Annotated in this window: 19 protein-coding genes; all 19 read left to right on the top strand. The window is 44.2% G+C overall.

The genetic code is table 11. From position 1 onward, the window contains the following. The 19 genes from AB4114_RS11040 (at position 1) to AB4114_RS11130 (ending at position 15,760) form a co-directional block, all read left to right on the top strand. Positions 1-375: a hypothetical protein gene (locus AB4114_RS11040; protein ID WP_441988496.1), complete on the top strand. Its 375-nt coding sequence runs from the start codon at positions 1-3 to the stop codon at positions 373-375. Next, on the top strand, positions 372-917 hold the full coding sequence (locus AB4114_RS11045; RefSeq protein ID WP_441988497.1) for a phage neck terminator protein: 546 nt from the start codon (positions 372-374) through the stop codon (positions 915-917). Before AB4114_RS11040 ends, AB4114_RS11045 begins: the two co-directional genes overlap by 4 nt. A 14-nt stretch (positions 918-931) precedes the next feature. Continuing rightward, on the top strand, positions 932-2,041 hold the full coding sequence (locus tag AB4114_RS11050; protein WP_441988498.1) for a DUF3383 family protein: 1,110 nt from the start codon (positions 932-934) through the stop codon (positions 2,039-2,041). A gap of 11 nt (positions 2,042-2,052) precedes the next feature. Then, the gene (locus AB4114_RS11055) at positions 2,053-2,490 is read left to right on the top strand and encodes a phage protein (protein WP_441988499.1); all 438 of its coding nucleotides are present in this window, start codon (positions 2,053-2,055) and stop codon (positions 2,488-2,490) included. Between the two features lie 13 nt (positions 2,491-2,503). After that, complete coding sequence (locus AB4114_RS11060) at positions 2,504-2,983, top strand: phage tail assembly chaperone (RefSeq protein WP_441988500.1); 480 nt, start codon at positions 2,504-2,506, stop codon at positions 2,981-2,983. A 23-nt stretch (positions 2,984-3,006) separates the two neighbouring features. Further along, on the top strand, positions 3,007-3,156 hold the full coding sequence (locus AB4114_RS11065) for a DUF6889 family protein (protein ID WP_441988501.1): 150 nt from the start codon (positions 3,007-3,009) through the stop codon (positions 3,154-3,156). Further along, positions 3,149-4,792 carry a hypothetical protein gene (locus AB4114_RS11070; RefSeq protein WP_441988502.1) on the top strand — a complete coding sequence of 548 codons (1,644 nt, stop codon included), beginning with the start codon at positions 3,149-3,151 and terminating at the stop codon, positions 4,790-4,792. The genes AB4114_RS11065 and AB4114_RS11070 overlap by 8 nt, the downstream gene beginning before the upstream one ends. Beyond that, on the top strand, positions 4,786-5,373 hold the full coding sequence (locus AB4114_RS11075; protein ID WP_441988503.1) for a phage baseplate protein: 588 nt from the start codon (positions 4,786-4,788) through the stop codon (positions 5,371-5,373). The genes AB4114_RS11070 and AB4114_RS11075 overlap by 7 nt, the downstream gene beginning before the upstream one ends. 2 nt (positions 5,374-5,375) lie before the next feature. After that, the gene (locus tag AB4114_RS11080) at positions 5,376-5,723 is read left to right on the top strand and encodes a phage baseplate plug family protein (RefSeq protein ID WP_441988504.1); all 348 of its coding nucleotides are present in this window, start codon (positions 5,376-5,378) and stop codon (positions 5,721-5,723) included. Beyond that, on the top strand, positions 5,713-7,146 hold the full coding sequence (locus AB4114_RS11085; RefSeq protein WP_441988505.1) for a phage protein: 1,434 nt from the start codon (positions 5,713-5,715) through the stop codon (positions 7,144-7,146). Before AB4114_RS11080 ends, AB4114_RS11085 begins: the two co-directional genes overlap by 11 nt. 12 nt (positions 7,147-7,158) lie before the next feature. Beyond that, entirely contained in the window at positions 7,159-7,755 is a 597-nt protein-coding gene (locus AB4114_RS11090; protein WP_441988506.1) for a Gp138 family membrane-puncturing spike protein, read from the top strand. A gap of 12 nt (positions 7,756-7,767) precedes the next feature. After that, positions 7,768-8,130: a hypothetical protein gene (locus tag AB4114_RS11095; protein WP_441988507.1), complete on the top strand. Its 363-nt coding sequence runs from the start codon at positions 7,768-7,770 to the stop codon at positions 8,128-8,130. Continuing rightward, a complete protein-coding gene (locus AB4114_RS11100) occupies positions 8,130-9,308 on the top strand; it encodes a baseplate J/gp47 family protein (RefSeq protein ID WP_441988508.1) in 1,179 nt (392 codons plus the stop codon). The genes AB4114_RS11095 and AB4114_RS11100 overlap by 1 nt, the downstream gene beginning before the upstream one ends. 12 nt (positions 9,309-9,320) lie before the next feature. After that, the gene (locus AB4114_RS11105; RefSeq protein ID WP_441988509.1) at positions 9,321-9,884 is read left to right on the top strand and encodes a DUF2612 domain-containing protein; all 564 of its coding nucleotides are present in this window, start codon (positions 9,321-9,323) and stop codon (positions 9,882-9,884) included. A 16-nt stretch (positions 9,885-9,900) separates the two neighbouring features. Next, complete coding sequence (locus AB4114_RS11110; protein ID WP_441988510.1) at positions 9,901-10,689, top strand: hypothetical protein; 789 nt, start codon at positions 9,901-9,903, stop codon at positions 10,687-10,689. A gap of 2 nt (positions 10,690-10,691) precedes the next feature. Further along, positions 10,692-11,861 (top strand): hypothetical protein, encoded by a 1,170-nt coding sequence (locus tag AB4114_RS11115; RefSeq protein WP_441988511.1) that lies wholly within the window; start codon positions 10,692-10,694, stop codon positions 11,859-11,861. A 13-nt stretch (positions 11,862-11,874) separates the two neighbouring features. Next, entirely contained in the window at positions 11,875-12,315 is a 441-nt protein-coding gene (locus AB4114_RS11120) for a DUF4376 domain-containing protein (RefSeq protein WP_441988512.1), read from the top strand. A gap of 344 nt (positions 12,316-12,659) precedes the next feature. Continuing rightward, complete coding sequence (locus tag AB4114_RS11125) at positions 12,660-13,064, top strand: hypothetical protein (RefSeq protein WP_441988513.1); 405 nt, start codon at positions 12,660-12,662, stop codon at positions 13,062-13,064. Beyond that, positions 13,064-15,760 (top strand): fibronectin type III domain-containing protein, encoded by a 2,697-nt coding sequence (locus AB4114_RS11130; protein WP_441988514.1) that lies wholly within the window; start codon positions 13,064-13,066, stop codon positions 15,758-15,760. Before AB4114_RS11125 ends, AB4114_RS11130 begins: the two co-directional genes overlap by 1 nt.

Raw genomic sequence — 15,760 nt, forward strand, 5'->3', positions numbered from 1 at the left:
ATGATCAACGTGGGTAGGATCGTGAATAGCAGAAACTTCGCACAACCAGGTGGGTTTGTCGTGTATCGAAAAACGGGTAGATGGAAGGCTTCTAGATGGGTGACTACAGAAGATACCTTGAAGATGGAAGGGACAATAACTGTAGCTACTTCAACTGATATCGAGCAAGTACCTGAGGGAGATAGAGTCAAAGGGGCAATGTGCTTCTATTCTCAGAAACCTTTATTCACTACTCGTGCAGAGACTGATACAGAAGAAGGCGGAACATCGGATGAGATAGTTTGGAGAAACGATAGATACAGAGTTGTTTCTGTTTTCCCTTGGGGAGACTTTGGGTTTAATAAAGCAATTGGTGTGAGGATGGTGGGTACATGACGGACACTATTCTAAAGCTTACTGAAGCTGAAGACCTGTTTGCGCTATTGACCTACAACTTACTAGGACTTGATCCGTTGAAATACGCCAATCAAGATCGTGTTCGAATCGCATGGCCTAAAGATGGAGCTCCTTCATGGAAACGTGAAGAGGACGTTGCTTTTATTATGTTGGGATATGACGATGATGCAATTACTCAGCAGCAGGAGACATCCTATATTGGGACAGATTCTACTGGGATAATCACCGAAACTGCATCCACTCAGGTTATCAGGGTAAATTGGAACTGTTATGGCCCCAATAGCTTCGATGACATGGGAAAGATACGTAGAGGGTTGTATAAGCCAGAGATAACTGAGTTCTTAGCAGTGAATAATCTGGCTCTAATCCTCAATGTGCCTATGCCGGTTAGATTTCCAGAACTCTATGGTGGTCAATGGTGGGAACGAACGACGTTCTATGCGAGATTCAATGAGTTGGTTGTTATTAGATCATCTGTACCATCAATTGATTCCGCAGATGTTCAAATTATACAAGGGTAGGTGATTTGAATTACATGACACAGTCTATTAGCAGTATCGTAAATGTCTCAGTTATCGTATCCCCACTCTCAACGGTCAATGGTACGTTTAATTTGGGACTTATCATAGGTAAATCAACCTTAATTACACCCTTAGTTCGTGTTAAGACGTACACGAGCCCTGATGCGATGATTTCAGATGGATGGGCAGGAACTGAACCAGAGTATTTAGCTGCTCAAATCTACTTCAGCGCCAATCCTAGACCGAATAGCGTGGCTATTGGACGTTGGGATGGTACGGGATCTGAAACCGCAGCACAAGCTATTACAGCGTGTAGAGCAATCAACAGTGATTGGTATGCATGCTTCGTAGTTGGTGCGGTGAAAACTGATATCGTAGCGGCAGCAACAGCTGTAGAGTCGATGACTCCATTATCGACTTATTTCTATAACACAGCGGACTCTGAAGTGACAGCAGGAACAACCAATAATGTCATGGATACCTTGAAGAAGGCTAAAAGACATCGCTCATTTGGTCAATTCAGCAATGATCCATACGCAGCAGCGGCTACTTTGGGTTATGCAATGGGTGCAAATACCGGCTTAGCTAATTCAGCGTATTCCTTAGCTTATAAGTCATTGCCTGGAGTTAACCCAGAGCTATCTTTAACGCCTACTCAGGTGGATACGATCTTAGGGTACTCAGGAAACGTCTACACCAACTATGGTGCAACATATAACCTTCTCGTACAAGGGACTATGGCTGATGGCATTCCATTTGATGAAGTACTGAATATCGATGTTTTGACAAGTAACATTCAAAGATCAGTAATGAACGCTTTGACTACCGCACCAAAGATTCCACAAACCGAGGATGGTGTAAGTCAACTCGTAGGAGCTATCACGACTCCATGTAATGATGCCCGCACTCGTGGGATTCTCGCTCCAGGTACTTGGAAAGGCGCAACTATTGGCGGTCTGAAGACTGGAGACACATTATCGGCAGGGTTCTTGATCCTAGCGGATACTTTGGCAAACCAATCTCAGGCAGACCGGGACGCGCGTAAATCTCCTCCGATATATGTGGCTGTTAAGATGGCAGGAGCTATCGAGCATGTAGTCATCGGCATCATAGTGAATAGATAGGAGGGAAATAGATGTCAACTTCAACATATAGTTTTTCTGATTCTACTGTTGTTTTCTCTCATGCTCTATTTGGACAGTACGTGGCAAATGGAACTGGTCTAGGTGGGATTACAACTGCTATGTCTACTGATCGCTCTGCTCAGGATGTTTCCGCAGATGGTTCCGTAATGGTATCCAAGATCAAAGCGCGCAATGGTACTGCAAGTGTATCAACTCAACAAACATCAGAGCTTAACCACTGGCTTACACGATTGTACAACTACCTTGAAATTGCTCCTACTGACCAGTGGGCTTCTATGGTAATCACAATTCGTGCTCCACGTATGAGGGAACAAGAGACTCTTACAGGCGTAAGCTTTCAAAAGCTGCCTGATGTTCCTCGACAAGCTCAAGGTCAGCAAATCACGTGGCTATTGATGGCAGCCGATGTTCAAAGAGACGTAATCTAGGAGGACGAAATGAATGGCAGATAAGCATAAAGATGTGACAATTCTGGGTAGAGAATTTCGGGTTAAGAAGTTCGATGCCCGGACAGGGTCATTCATGTTGATCAAGATTGCGGGGCTTATTGCCCCTTTGTTAGGAAAAATTGACTTTAAAAAAATCAACGCCGAAGCTACAGATCCAAGCCAGATTGATACAGGTTCATTTGACATCATGGGTATCATCGGAGAGCTTGGAAAATTGTCTGAGGCTGATTTCGCATACGTACAAGAGAAATGCCTGAGAGTTTGTTATGAGTTGCTTCCCGCAGGACCTGCTCCAGTATTAGATGACAGGGGGAACTTTGGAGTCATTGGACTAGAAGACGACACTATGAGTGTTATGGCACTCACTGGTCATGCAATCATGGTTAATCTTCAGGGTTTTTTTACAGGAAGCCCCTTGGGTTCGATACTAGGGGGAATTTTGAATACGTCCCAGCGGACTTCGCAAATGTAAATGGATTCTTATTTGCTCCTGTAGTGGCTAAGTTGTGGAAACAACACGAGACATGGGATGGCACATACGATCTAGACGATCTTCTTGATGCTCATGAGATCCTAGCTGTTGAATTCGAGAATAGGCAAAGAGCAGAAGATGCAGCCAGAAGGGGAGGTGTGAACGGTGCTTGATGTAATTAAAAGCTATTTGGTGAGTCTGGGTTTCAATGTAGACCGAGCTTCATTCGGACAGGCCACTCAGTCAATGAATACTGTAGAGCAATCCGTTTCTAAGTTTGCTAATACATCGGTGACCAAGTTTGCAATAGCTGGGGCTGCTGTAACCACCTTCGTCACAACTGCCGTGTTCGGTTTAGCTAAATTCGTCGGAGAACTTGCTAAGGCTGATCTTGAGATGGAGAAGCTAGCTCGTCAAATGTGGACATCAAAGGACAATGCCATGGCTTTTGACAGTACGTTGAAGGCGATGAAAGTCTCTTTGAATGATCTTTACCTTAGTCCAGAGTTAATGCGTAACTTTCAAATGCTTAGGCAGCAGGCAATGAACATGAGAGCTCCCGCAGAATATGCATCCGAAATGAAGTTCATTCGATCTATCCAACTGGAGTTTACTCGTTTGAGGCTGGAGGCCAAGTACGCTATGCAATGGGTTGGTTATTATCTGGTTCAGTATATGGCTGGACCACTAACCAAGATCAAAGCAGGGCTCATGAACATCAACGACGCTATTGTGAAATACATGCCTGTCTGGACTAAAGAGGTAGCTCGTGTTTTGAGTTGGTTCATACGCGCAGGAGAGACGCTCGTACACTTTGGTAGGGACGTAGGGGGCTTATTTGATAAGCTCGCGGAGAAGATACCGGCAAACCTGAGAATCATCGGTGCTGCAATAGTTGCATTAGGTTTGCTGATCAAAACCGGACCTATTGGGATCCTCATATTTGCTCTGACTGGGCTCATCCTTCTACTGGATGATTTCTATACGTACATGCAGGGTGGAGAAAGCGCCTTAGGCCCATTATGGGAGAAACTACCGGAGTTCATGGATAAGATCTCATTAGGGGCAACTAAGGCTATCACAGAGATAGGAAATCTTTGGGATAAGCTGAAGGATTCCAAAGCTGCTGATGAGATAAAGAAAAGCTTTGAGAATGTCACGGGGATATTTAAGTCCATAGCAGGAGGAATTAAGTATCAGTTCAAAGACATATACGAAGAGCTTCAGAAACGGGGAGAATTCCAGGAGCTTAAGACTAACCTAGCTGGATTGGCAACTGCGGTCGCTGAATTAGGGGCTGCATGGTCTGGCATGATCGACGAAACCCTTGAGCTGGAATGGGTTCAAACTGCTCTTAAAGGCGTAGCAAAGATCATTACAACAGTGGTGGTTCAAGCTGTGGATACCTTGAATAAGTCGTTGGCGTTTACCAGAGACCTGATCGGAGCTATTGCAGCCATCATAAATAAAGACCTTCCAGCACTGGCGAAGATCGGTAACAGGTCCAAAGAATCGATTCAGGATAACATAACACCATCTCAGAAAGAAGCTTTGGGCGGAACATCTGATACCATTGTTAACGCAATGAAGAATTTCAACAGGTTCTTCGGCAAGATGTTCGGCGGCGGTGGAGAGAGCTCGAATTATATGTATCCTCAAGCTTCAAGCAATACGAATAATAACAACAATAAGGTTACGGTTAATCAGACAAACAATATCTATGGATCTGATCCTCAGGCTAATGCTGATAGTGTATCAGACAGTATGAGGACCTTAACCAGAAATATGAGGGGGGCTCAGGGATGGTAAATGCACTACTGGATCTTGACGCTCCTGAAATCAAAGATCTGGTATATACCAAAACAAACATCGGAGGATGGTTCTTCGATGCTTATTTGCGAATGACCCATACTAGCCGGTTAATTATCACAGAGCATCCGATTCAAGTGGGTGCGGCAGCCGCAGATCATTCATACATGCAACCTCAGGAGCTTACTATTGAAGTCGGGATGTCTAATGTTGCCAAAAGCTATGTACCTGGTCAGTTTTCAGGTGGGTATTCACGGGCTGTTGAGGCACATAAGGTGCTCAAGTCACTGCAAGCACTTAGAGTTCCAATACAGGTTCATACTCGGCTGGGATTATATCAGAATATGTTAATCGAGGTTCTTTCAAGCCCTGATGATTACCAAAGCTTAAATGGCCTTAGATGCACTGTAACATTCAAAGAAATTCAGGTAGCACAGACCGCTACTGTTAAAATAAGTGCGCGGCCGCAGGTGACGGACAATTCTAACCGAGGTATACCAGAGCCATCTGAACCGAACCAAAGCATTTTGTCGCAAATGGGACTCAAGGCACTGGGCCAAACTTTCTTAGGAGGGAACTAGCAATGGCATATAAAGTAGTTCCCCTTACTTCTAATCCTAATCAAAGCTTTACATGTACCTTACCGGTGGACGGAAAGAACATAACGCTCTCTTTCACCTTTCGATACAACGTAATGGCAGAGTACTGGTTCATGTCCGTGACAAACTTTAAAACCAAAGAGCTGCTGTTAGACGCAGTCCCATTGATAACTGGAGACTACCCTGCTGCTAACTTACTCGAACAATACGAGTATATGAACATCGGCAGTGCGTTTGTTGTGCCAACTAACTCATTAGCAATTGGCATACCGGATGACACTAACATTGGAACCGAATATGTTTTAGTTTGGGGTGATACATTTGTCAGCTAATTGGAAAAACATAGCGATTGCTGAAGCGCAGTCACAGGGTGCTGATGTCAATATCGTTCTGGCCACAGTGGACGCAGAAACTGGCGGTGTAAACCAATTAGGGGATCATGGGAACGCCTTGGGATATGGTCAAGTGTGGCCAAAATGGCATATGGATGCATTCAGATTCGCGGCTAATAAATATCGACTTAACCTTCCAACTACTCTTGAAGGACAGCAGCAGCTTACACTAGGAAACGATCAATTCTCCATGTGTGTGGCTGTGTATGTAATCAAGAAGATATGGAATGAGCAAGGAAAGAATTTCAGACAATTTAGCTTGAGTTATGTTGGTCCTGCTATTCCGGACGGAGACTATAACCGCAGATATAACATCTGGTTGGTTTACCAAGGTGTATCAGGTGGAAGCAGTAACTACAATACAGGATCAGAAACGGGAACTTCTCAATACAACGTTAACATTCCAACTTCAAGCTACGGCGTAGATGAGGGTACTCAGAAGCTAGGGAATGTACTTTACGGTAGAAAATATCGTGTACTAGTCAGCGACTCCAACGGAACGGCTCTAGATGTGTCTAAGCTGAGATGTACCTTTAAAATAAAAAAGACGATCCTCCAGCCTCCAAACTTTTCAGAGGTTACCATTTACAACTTATCGGCAAACTCAGAAAACAGCATCATCAATGAAGGCAGTCGGATTATCGTTGAAGCTGGGTATGAAGGAGATCAGTACGGACTCATCTTTGATGGAGATATCATCCAAACGATCAGGGACAAAGAAGATGGGGTAACTTTTAAGCTCACAATCCTAGCGATGGATGGGGAAAGATTCCTGAATCAAGGGTTCGTTAACTTTTCCATGATCAAAGGACAAACCTCTAGGGCATTAATTGATAACATGGTCAGTAAAGCGACAGTCGCAACTGAACTAGGAGGTATCTCAGACTCGTTTAGCTCATCTGAGTTGACTCGTGGTAAGGCTGTATTTGGCTTAGCCAAGGATTATCTTAGGCAGCTAGCACAAACGCAATCCGCATCATTCTATGTGGAGAACGGTAAGGTCAATATCATTCGTGCTACCGATCTGCCAGAAGGGGAGATTACTGAACTGGCCCCCTCTTCAGGGCTTATTGGAATACCCGCTCAAAATGATCAAGGAGTAACATTCAAATGCTTGCTGAACCCTAGAATTTTGATCAACTCTTTGGTTCACATAGATAACAGCTCGATTAGGGCTCAAGCTCTGCAAGCTGGATCAACTCAAATCCTCAGAAGCTTGGATCATGACGGAATATATCGCGTGGTTAGCACAACCTATATCGGAGATACCCGAGGAGATGACTGGTACTCCGAATGTGAAACAGTTTCTCAGGCTGGGTTAATGCCGGGAATGATGAACACTGTGACTGCTAATCCATGGTAAGGAGATGAAAGAGTGGGTATTCCAATAAGTCAAAGGATGGATGAGCCTGAGGAGTTTTATAGGCAAATGCTCGACAACTTTGCTATGAATTTAAGAGTTGGTATTCCAGCAATCGTCCAATCGTTTGATCCTGAAACTCAGACCGTAAACGTTCAACCCGCGTTGAGGGAGAAAGTCATGGACGAGAAATTAGAACCTCGATGGGAAGAACTTCCGTTGCTGCTTGATGTTCCTGTAGTCATTCCTAGAGCTGGCGGATTCGCTTTGACGCTCCCTATACAGCCAGGAGATGAATGTTTGATCATGTTTACTGACATGTGTATAGATGCTTGGTTTAGCAACGGGGATATTCAAAACCAGATCGAAAAGAGAAGGCATGATTTGTCGGACGCTTTCGCTATCTTGGGAATCTGGAGCCAGCCAAGAAAGCTATCAAACTATTCCACAACATCTGCTCAGCTTAGATCCGATGATGGTTCTACTTACATTAACATGGCGAATGGGGAAATTGACCTTGTTGCCTCAACAGTAAAGATCAATGGGATTAATTTCGCAACTCACAAGCATACTGCTCCTTCAGGTGGTGGTACTACGACAGGCCCGAGTTAGGTGGTGGAATAATTGAGATACAGAAAACTGGTGAACGGCGACTACAGTTTCGGGAATAATCAGAATGACTTTCTGGAAGGTAAATTGGCCGCCGCCCAAGCAATCAAGACCAACTTGCGTCTGCTGCTCGGTGAGTGGTGGGAAGATCTAGAGAAGGGGCTGCCGCTGTTTCAAAACATCCTTTCTAGAGCAGGAACTCCTGAAAATAATCAAGCTGTAGATTTACTTATTCAAAGCACTATTGCATCAACTCCCGGAGTGAAAAACATTTCCAAACTTGCTTCGGATTACGATAGCATCACCAGAACCTACACAATAAGTTGTACTGTCGAAACCATCTATGGAGAAATCACTTTAGAGGAGGTGATCTTTTAATGGCTTATTTTGCTCCATATATTGATGCAACAGGCTTTCATATGCCTAGCTATTCAGATATTAGGGACCAACTCATGTCAAATGCTAGAGGCATATTCGGAGACGACATATATCTTGAAAATGATAGTCAGGATTATCAATGGATTTCATCAGTATCAAACATGGTTTACGATGCATTCTTAACGAGTCAAGCTGCTTACAATAGCCGAGGGCCATCTACAGCAGTAGGAAGTGGATTAGACATCGTAGTTAAGATAAACGGTCTGAAGAGAGCGCCAGCGGTCTTCTCCACGTGTAATGTCACCTTAACAGGAACTCCAGGAACAGTAATTACGGGTGGAGTAGTATCGGATATAAATAAGAATAAATGGAATCTAACGAGTCCGATCACTCTGGATGGAACAGGGCATGTCACTACATTGGCTTCATGTCAGATTTCAGGTCCAGTAACTGTAAACGTGGGCGAATTGAACACGATTGTTACCCCGACTTATGGATGGACAAGCGTGACTAACGCGGCTTTACCCGGTACAGTTGGATCGCATGTGCAGTCTGACGCATCATTAAGATCTCTTCAAGCAATTAATACGGCCAAGCCAAGTAGAACAGTATTAGAAGGGCTAAAAGGTGCTATAGCTTCAGTGCAGGGTGTCACGCGTTCGATTGTATACGAGAATGATACCAATGCCACTGATGCTGCGGGCTTACCAGCTCACTCGATGACAGCAGTAGTTGAAGGTGGATCAAATGCGGACATTGCTCAGGAGATCTTCTCCAAGAAAGGACCTGGGGCATATACAAACGGCTCCGTATCAACCGTTATTACAGACTTCTACGGTAGTCCAACAACTGTCAGATTCTATCGTCCAACTTATCTGGATATCGACGTAGTCATTAATGTGAAGGCTCTGGCTGGGTACACGACCGAAACAACAGCTACAATTAAAAACGCAGTCGCAGCCTACATCAGTGGGTTGTCGATCGGTGATGATCTGTCAGTATCAAGCTTATGGGGCGCGGCGCTATCCGCTAACATAGTGCCTACTAAGCCTTTATTCTCCATTACGGGGTTGACTGCTGCTAAGCACTCATTAACTCAAGGAACAGCGGATATAGTCGCTGATTTCAATGAGGTAACTAGAGGAAATGTATCCTATATTACTGTGAATGTGACTTAAGGGGGTTCATGTATGTCAACTGAAAAATACCTGAACCTGATCACATCACAGCACAAGGTTCAACCTAAATTTATGGCTTGGTTAGGATCAACGCTTAACATGTTGGATGACATCATGGAAGTTACAGAATCTATCCCTTCAGCCTTCGATATTGATAATGCCGTTGGAGTCCAATTGGACTTGATCGGGAGCATATTGGGCAGAAGTCGAGTATTAAGCTTTCAGCCTTCTGGCGGAACTTCTCCAATTCTAAATGATGCGAACTATCGGATATCTTTAAAGGCAAAGATTGCCCAGAATCAATGGGACGGTACACTTCCGAAAATATACGAGATATGGAACAGCATCTTTCCTGATGTGAAATTGGTCATGATTGATAACCAAGACATGACAGTGAGTGCCGTGGTTTCAGGTTTATTAGATCCCGTGGCAACAGAACTAGTTGTGGGTGGACATATCATCCCTAAACCAATGGGGGTCAAGTTGAACATCATTGAATCAATTGAAGTTTCGGAATCGAGTTATATAGGAATGATCGTAACTGAGATGGATTACATCACTCTGACGCTTCCTTAGAGAGGAGATATATTAGATGGCAGTTTACGGACCAATGACAATTACAACTGCTGGGTTAGCCTTATATGCGAAGGCTCAAACAGGTGTGACTTTAAATTTCACTCGGATGCAGATTGGTTCTGGGTTGTTAACGGGTCAAAGTATCCCATCGTTAACCGGATTAATTACTCCGATAGCTTATTTTTCCATCATTTCTGCACAGAGCAGTGGTAGTCAAGMAACCATCAGAGGTGTATTTGATAACGCTGGGCTAGCAACTTCCAAGTATTCATGTGAAATAGGTTTATTTGCACAAGATCCAACCGCAGGAGAAATTCTCTATGCTTACGTAAATGCTGGAGCTCAAGGGGATACGATTCCACCTATCTCAGCTGGTCCTTTTGCAAAGCAGTATCAAATTAACGCGGCTGTTGGGAATGCTTCAAGTGTAACAGCAACGGTTCCTGCTGGTGTGTATATTCCTACTACAGACAGAGGTGCTGCTAATGGGGTTGCATCTTTAGGTTCAGATTCAAGAGTCCCAGTAAGTCAACTTCCTTTTAGTGGTGGTAATCAGTATGTTGTTAAAGTTAACGCTGGCATCCTCGAAACTGACACTCGCAGCACCCCATTGACCTATACGAGTGGTAAGTTGACAAAAGTTGAAGAGAAAGATGGATCTACTGTTGTAAAAACATCCACCTTGAACTATAGCGGATCAAGGTTAGACACCGTAGTTGAAGTCGCTGGCGGGTCGACTGTGACATCTACATTGGTATATGACGGAAGTGGTAACTTGACTAATGTAACAAGGGGTGTGGTTTAATAATGAGTTCTTCATTGGAAATAGCTAACCTGAGCCGTGTAATAGAAGTCCTTAACAGGATTGGATTGAGTTCGGATGTTTCAGGTACATCCACCGTGTTTGCTCGATTAGCCCAGATTGCTGCCTATGTTGATCAGGTAGAAGGGTATACGGACACACTGAAAACTTTGCTTGGATTAACGGGAGATGTAGCTAACGGAACGGGATCAGTGATGGCTCGACTGGCTCAAATCAATGCAATTTTGAATACAGCCAATACAAATGTCAGTTCAAACGGAGCTAAAATTGGAGCAAACACCGATTCTTCTGGAACATCAACACTCTTTTCATATTTAAAGAAGCTAGATAATAAAAATGCGACTGCCCCCGATTGGTTAGCTGAATTGGATTTAATTAATGATGGTACAGACGGGGCTTTTAGCCCAGTTAGCAATACAACTCTCACGACTGGGTTGTATAGATACTCTAGTTTGAACATTCCTGCTGGTGTGACGATAACACCCACAGGTGGGTCGTATTTAGTTATACTCGTGAACGGGACAGCCAACATTGATGGGCTACTTTCAGCGAGTGGAAAAGGTGCGGCTGGTACTGGTAGTAACGGTGGCGCAGCGGGTGGAGGTGCTGGCGGTGGCGCTGGTGGTGCTGGTGGTGCTGCTGGTGGAAATTACTTCGCATTTGGTGGCGGTGGCGCGGGTGGTGCGGGTGGTGGTGGTGGTGGTAGTGATGCTGGAGCTGCCGGAGCGGGCGGAGCGGGCGGGGTTGGTGCTGGAAATACACCTTCATTAGTTGGCGGGTCTGGTGGACACGGAACTATTGACAAAGCCCTTTCTTTTGGTTTGGAACAGTTTAGGAAAACTTATGGCGCTAGTGGCGGTAGTAATACCCTTGGGCCTGTATTAAGCGGAGCAGGCGGTGGTTGTATTGTAGTTGTCGCAAAAGCAATAACCGGAGCAGGCTCTATACGCGCTGATGGGTTGAATGGTGCGGCCGGAACTGGTCAAGCGGGTGGTGCTGGTGGCGGTGGCGGTGGTTGCGTCATTACGGTTGGCGCCGCTGTATCCCCTACACTTTCAGCCGTTGGCGGAACTGGTGGTGCTGGAAGTGGTACAACTGGTTCGGCGGCAGGTGGCGTTGGTGGTAACGGTCACGCTATTAAATTTATTCGTTAGGGGATGTTTTTGAGTGGGTAACTTAATTGAACGTGACGGTAAAACGTACTGCGTTGAAGAAGGTGGTTATGAATGGGAGTACGAGCCAACATTTTTAAACCACGATCCTAGCATTTCACCGTCTGATGCTAAAATTGCAGAACTCAACGCAGCTTGTAATGCGGCAATCCTTGCAGGCTTCACCTCGGATGCTCTAGGATCACCCCATACTTATTCTTTTGATTACGATTCTCAGATTAATTTGGGAGGCATCTACAGCGCAATATTAGGCGGACTAATCACAACACCCCAAGTTTGGAGAGCTTCGGGAGTTCCAGTTCCACACACCATTGATCAACTAAAGATTTTATTTGCGCATGGCATGATTCATAAAAACACTAATATTGGTCGGTATCAGTATTTAGAGGGTATTGCATTAGCGGGAGAAACACCACTTGAGGATATTGTATGGTGAGGTGATTGTGTGAAAAGATATATCTGGAATTTGCTAATCTCCATCGATCAGCTAATCAACACTCTTTTAGGTGGTTATCCAGACGAAACACTCAGCTCAAGAATGGGAAAGCGCACTGATTGTAAAGTGTGCTTTTTTATTTGCAGATTTTTAGATTTATTTCAGAAGGATCATTGTTACAAGTCGATTGAGAAAGATGAAGGGGAAGAGACATGGCACAAATTATAGAAGTTGATTACACCAGAAATCAGGTTGATGTGGAACCAACCCCGAATAAGGTCGAGCTAGAATTAACTAAAAATCAAACTGACATAGAGATTGAAGAATAGAAAGGAGTATCTCCTTTGGCTACTATATACCTTAAACAAAATGATACTCATACCCCAATAAGAGCTACACTAAGAGATCCCGAAGGTGAACCGGTTCCCTTAGTAGGAGCAGTAGTAGGATTTTATATGAGTAAAAATGGGAGCAACATTGTAGCAAGAGAGGCTGATATTTTAGATGCAGCAGGTGGGCGGGTAATATTCAACTTCCAAGAAGGGGAGACATCTGAAACAGGAACACTTCAAGCTGAATTCAAGGTTAACTTCTCAGATGGAACAGTCGAAACTTTCCCGAACAATGGCTACCTCACGATAATTATAGATAAGGAACTGAGTAGCGTTCCAATTAGCATTGATATAATCAATGGTGGAACTTTCTTAGATCCTGATTTTTCAACTGAATACAATGGAGGTGTTTTCTAATGCCAGTGATTAATGCGAAGGTTATTATTCGTAAGGGATTGAAAGTTAATCTTCCGGTTCTGAGTGATGGAGAATTAGGGTTTTGTACAGACACTAAGGAGTTGTTCGTGGGCTCCTCAAACTCTGTAAATAGTCTGCTTTATCCTGTTGTCGGTGCAAATGGTAAGAGTGCTTATCAGTTATGGCAAGAGGCTGGTAACACAGGTACTGTTCAAAATTTCTTGAATTCATTAAAAGGTCAGGATGGAGCTACAGGAGCTCAAGGTCAGACAGGGCCGCAAGGAATTCAAGGTGCACAAGGTATTCAAGGTGTTGCAGGTCCTGCGGGCGCTACTGGTCCAGCAGGGCCAACAGGAGCAACAGGAGCAACAGGAGCAACAGGTGTCCAAGGTCCAGCAGGTGGTTCTTCGGGTGTCATTCCTGGCTTTGATAGCTTTGTTATTAAAGATTCATGGACCACAACAGGAGTACACCCCACACCAGCGGGAATGGATACCTTTTACATTAACAATACGGGAACGGCTGATTTAACATTTACAATAAACAGTATTACGGAAATTTTAAAACCTAATGAGGAATTCCTTGATTACTATGACCAATTTTCACAGGTTACAGTGGCCGCTACAAGCTCATTCGACGCAAAAGCAGGGGTTAAAGTTAGTGCACCTACGAAGACGGTAAAAGATGCTTTCTCGGGATCAGCTAACATTACAAAGACAACCTCAGGATCTAGCGTAGTCATAAGCAACGACGGTTCCAATTCATTATCTTTAGTGGTGAATGGGATTACGGTCATTGTAGTAGCTGGTGAAGTGAAGGAATATTTATTCGATCCATTCACCCAAGTAACCGTTACTACAACCGTTCCATTTCGCGCCTATGTGAAAGGAACTCCAGCGGTAATCGTTGTGCCATCTGTACCAACAGGACTAACAGCAACTCCAGGTAATGCACAAGTCGCTTTAACGTGGGCAGCCGTTAGCGGAGCTACATCATATAATGTGTACCGTGGAGGCACGAAGGTATCAAGCCCAACAACAGCTAGCTTTACGGACACAGGACTAACAAACGGAACATCGTATTCTTACACGGTTTCCGCGGTGAACTCAGCTGGTGAATCTACTCAAACTTCATCTGTGAACTCAACCCCAGTAGCACCTGTACTCCCTGCAGTACCGACAGGCTTAGCAGCAACGGCAGGAAGTGCGAAAGTCTCCCTTACGTGGTCTGCCGTTAGCGGAGCGACTTCGTACAACGTATATCGTGGTGGAGTTAAAATTGCAAGCCCGACGACGGCTAGCTACAACGATTCAGCGTTGACTAATGGTACAACATACGCATATACCGTATCCGCCGTAAACGGAGCTGGAGAATCTTCTCAAAGTGCCGCTGTAAATGCTACACCATTTCTAAATCCAGTCAGTGGATTGACTGCTGGAACACCTACTAGCAGCACTGTACCGTTAACTTGGACTATATCGAGCTCTGGTGATGTGGCTAATCAAGAGGTTGCATACTCTTCAAACGGAGGTACTAGCTACACTATAGCAAGTGCAGTGATTAATCCGAGCTCCAACTCCTATACTGTAACGGGGCTTGCTGCAAATACAGCTTACACTTTCCGTGTTGTAGCTATTGATGGATCAGGTAACAGGTCAACAGCGGTAACTACAACGGCCACAACGGCCGCTGCTGCTGATACTACGCCACCTGAGGTAGTTACTTCTCTTGTGGCAGGTACGCCGACAACAACCACAGTTCCTTTAACTTGGACAGCATCTGTTGCGTCAGACATCTCGAAGTATGAAGTGGCTTATTCGACTGATGGTACAAACTTCACGATTGCTAGTGCGGTAGTTACAGGAACTTCTTATACAGTTACTGGCTTAACATCTAATACTCTGTATACGTTCAGAGTGGCTTCAATTGACACTTCGAATAATCGTTCATCGAGTAATCCAACGGTCCAAAAAACAACGTCCGCGGCATCGGTAGACCATAGTCAAAATGTGTATGTTGAAAATTCCTATATGTACGTAAATCCCTTAACTATCTTAGACATTGATATCGCATTTAGAGCAGAAGGAGAAGCAGATCACATATACTTCTCAATGTCTAATCTTTTTGACGCTGTCAACCGAAAAATTAATACGAATACTGTAGATATAACCAATGTTTTTGAGGGCATAATCCCTTATGTGCCTGGTGTGGGTTTACCGACATTTACTGCAGGAGGTAGTTATCCAGAAACCTGCTATATTTATTATAACTCAGTAATTTTCTTGCGGATACCTACTACCCTATACACAGCTAACTCAAACAGTATACAGAAATCTTTATACAGCATAGCCAATAGGTTGCCTATACTGAATAATCCAGCAAACGAGGAAATAATTTTAACGGATACTATAATAAACGCAATCACATCTTTGAGTACCGTAACCATTACTAATGGTATGTATTCAAGTTTCGCTAACCTAGCTGCAGGTTTAAATGGTAAAACCTCGATTACAGGCGGGGTAAACTCCATATCCGGAAGATACACCAGCTCAGTCGTCAATCAAGAAACCTGGTACGTTAACGCTACTACTAGGTTAAACTTTAAAATTCCCCAAGAAAAACTAACTGTCTGCGATTTGCCCAGCATTAAGCAATACCTGAAGGATCATAGATTAACCTTTTGGATTGCTAATTAA

The organism is Paenibacillus sp. 2RAB27, from assembly GCF_052115445.1.
Lineage (GTDB): Bacteria > Bacillota > Bacilli > Paenibacillales > NBRC-103111 > Paenibacillus_E.

Bases quoted from the DNA above. Each gene is read 5' to 3' on its own strand.
- AB4114_RS11040 (WP_441988496.1), top strand. From the start codon at position 1: ATGATCAACGTGGGTAGGATCGTGAATAGCAGAAACTTCGCACAACCA.
- AB4114_RS11045 (WP_441988497.1), top strand. From the start codon at position 372: ATGACGGACACTATTCTAAAGCTTACTGAAGCTGAAGACCTGTTTGCG.
- AB4114_RS11050 (WP_441988498.1), top strand. From the start codon at position 932: ATGACACAGTCTATTAGCAGTATCGTAAATGTCTCAGTTATCGTATCC.
- AB4114_RS11055 (WP_441988499.1), top strand. From the start codon at position 2,053: ATGTCAACTTCAACATATAGTTTTTCTGATTCTACTGTTGTTTTCTCT.
- AB4114_RS11060 (WP_441988500.1), top strand. From the start codon at position 2,504: ATGGCAGATAAGCATAAAGATGTGACAATTCTGGGTAGAGAATTTCGG.
- AB4114_RS11075 (WP_441988503.1), top strand. From the start codon at position 4,786: ATGGTAAATGCACTACTGGATCTTGACGCTCCTGAAATCAAAGATCTG.
- AB4114_RS11080 (WP_441988504.1), top strand. From the start codon at position 5,376: ATGGCATATAAAGTAGTTCCCCTTACTTCTAATCCTAATCAAAGCTTT.
- AB4114_RS11100 (WP_441988508.1), top strand. From the start codon at position 8,130: ATGGCTTATTTTGCTCCATATATTGATGCAACAGGCTTTCATATGCCT.
- AB4114_RS11105 (WP_441988509.1), top strand. From the start codon at position 9,321: ATGTCAACTGAAAAATACCTGAACCTGATCACATCACAGCACAAGGTT.
- AB4114_RS11115 (WP_441988511.1), top strand. From the start codon at position 10,692: ATGAGTTCTTCATTGGAAATAGCTAACCTGAGCCGTGTAATAGAAGTC.
- AB4114_RS11130 (WP_441988514.1), top strand. From the start codon at position 13,064: ATGCCAGTGATTAATGCGAAGGTTATTATTCGTAAGGGATTGAAAGTT.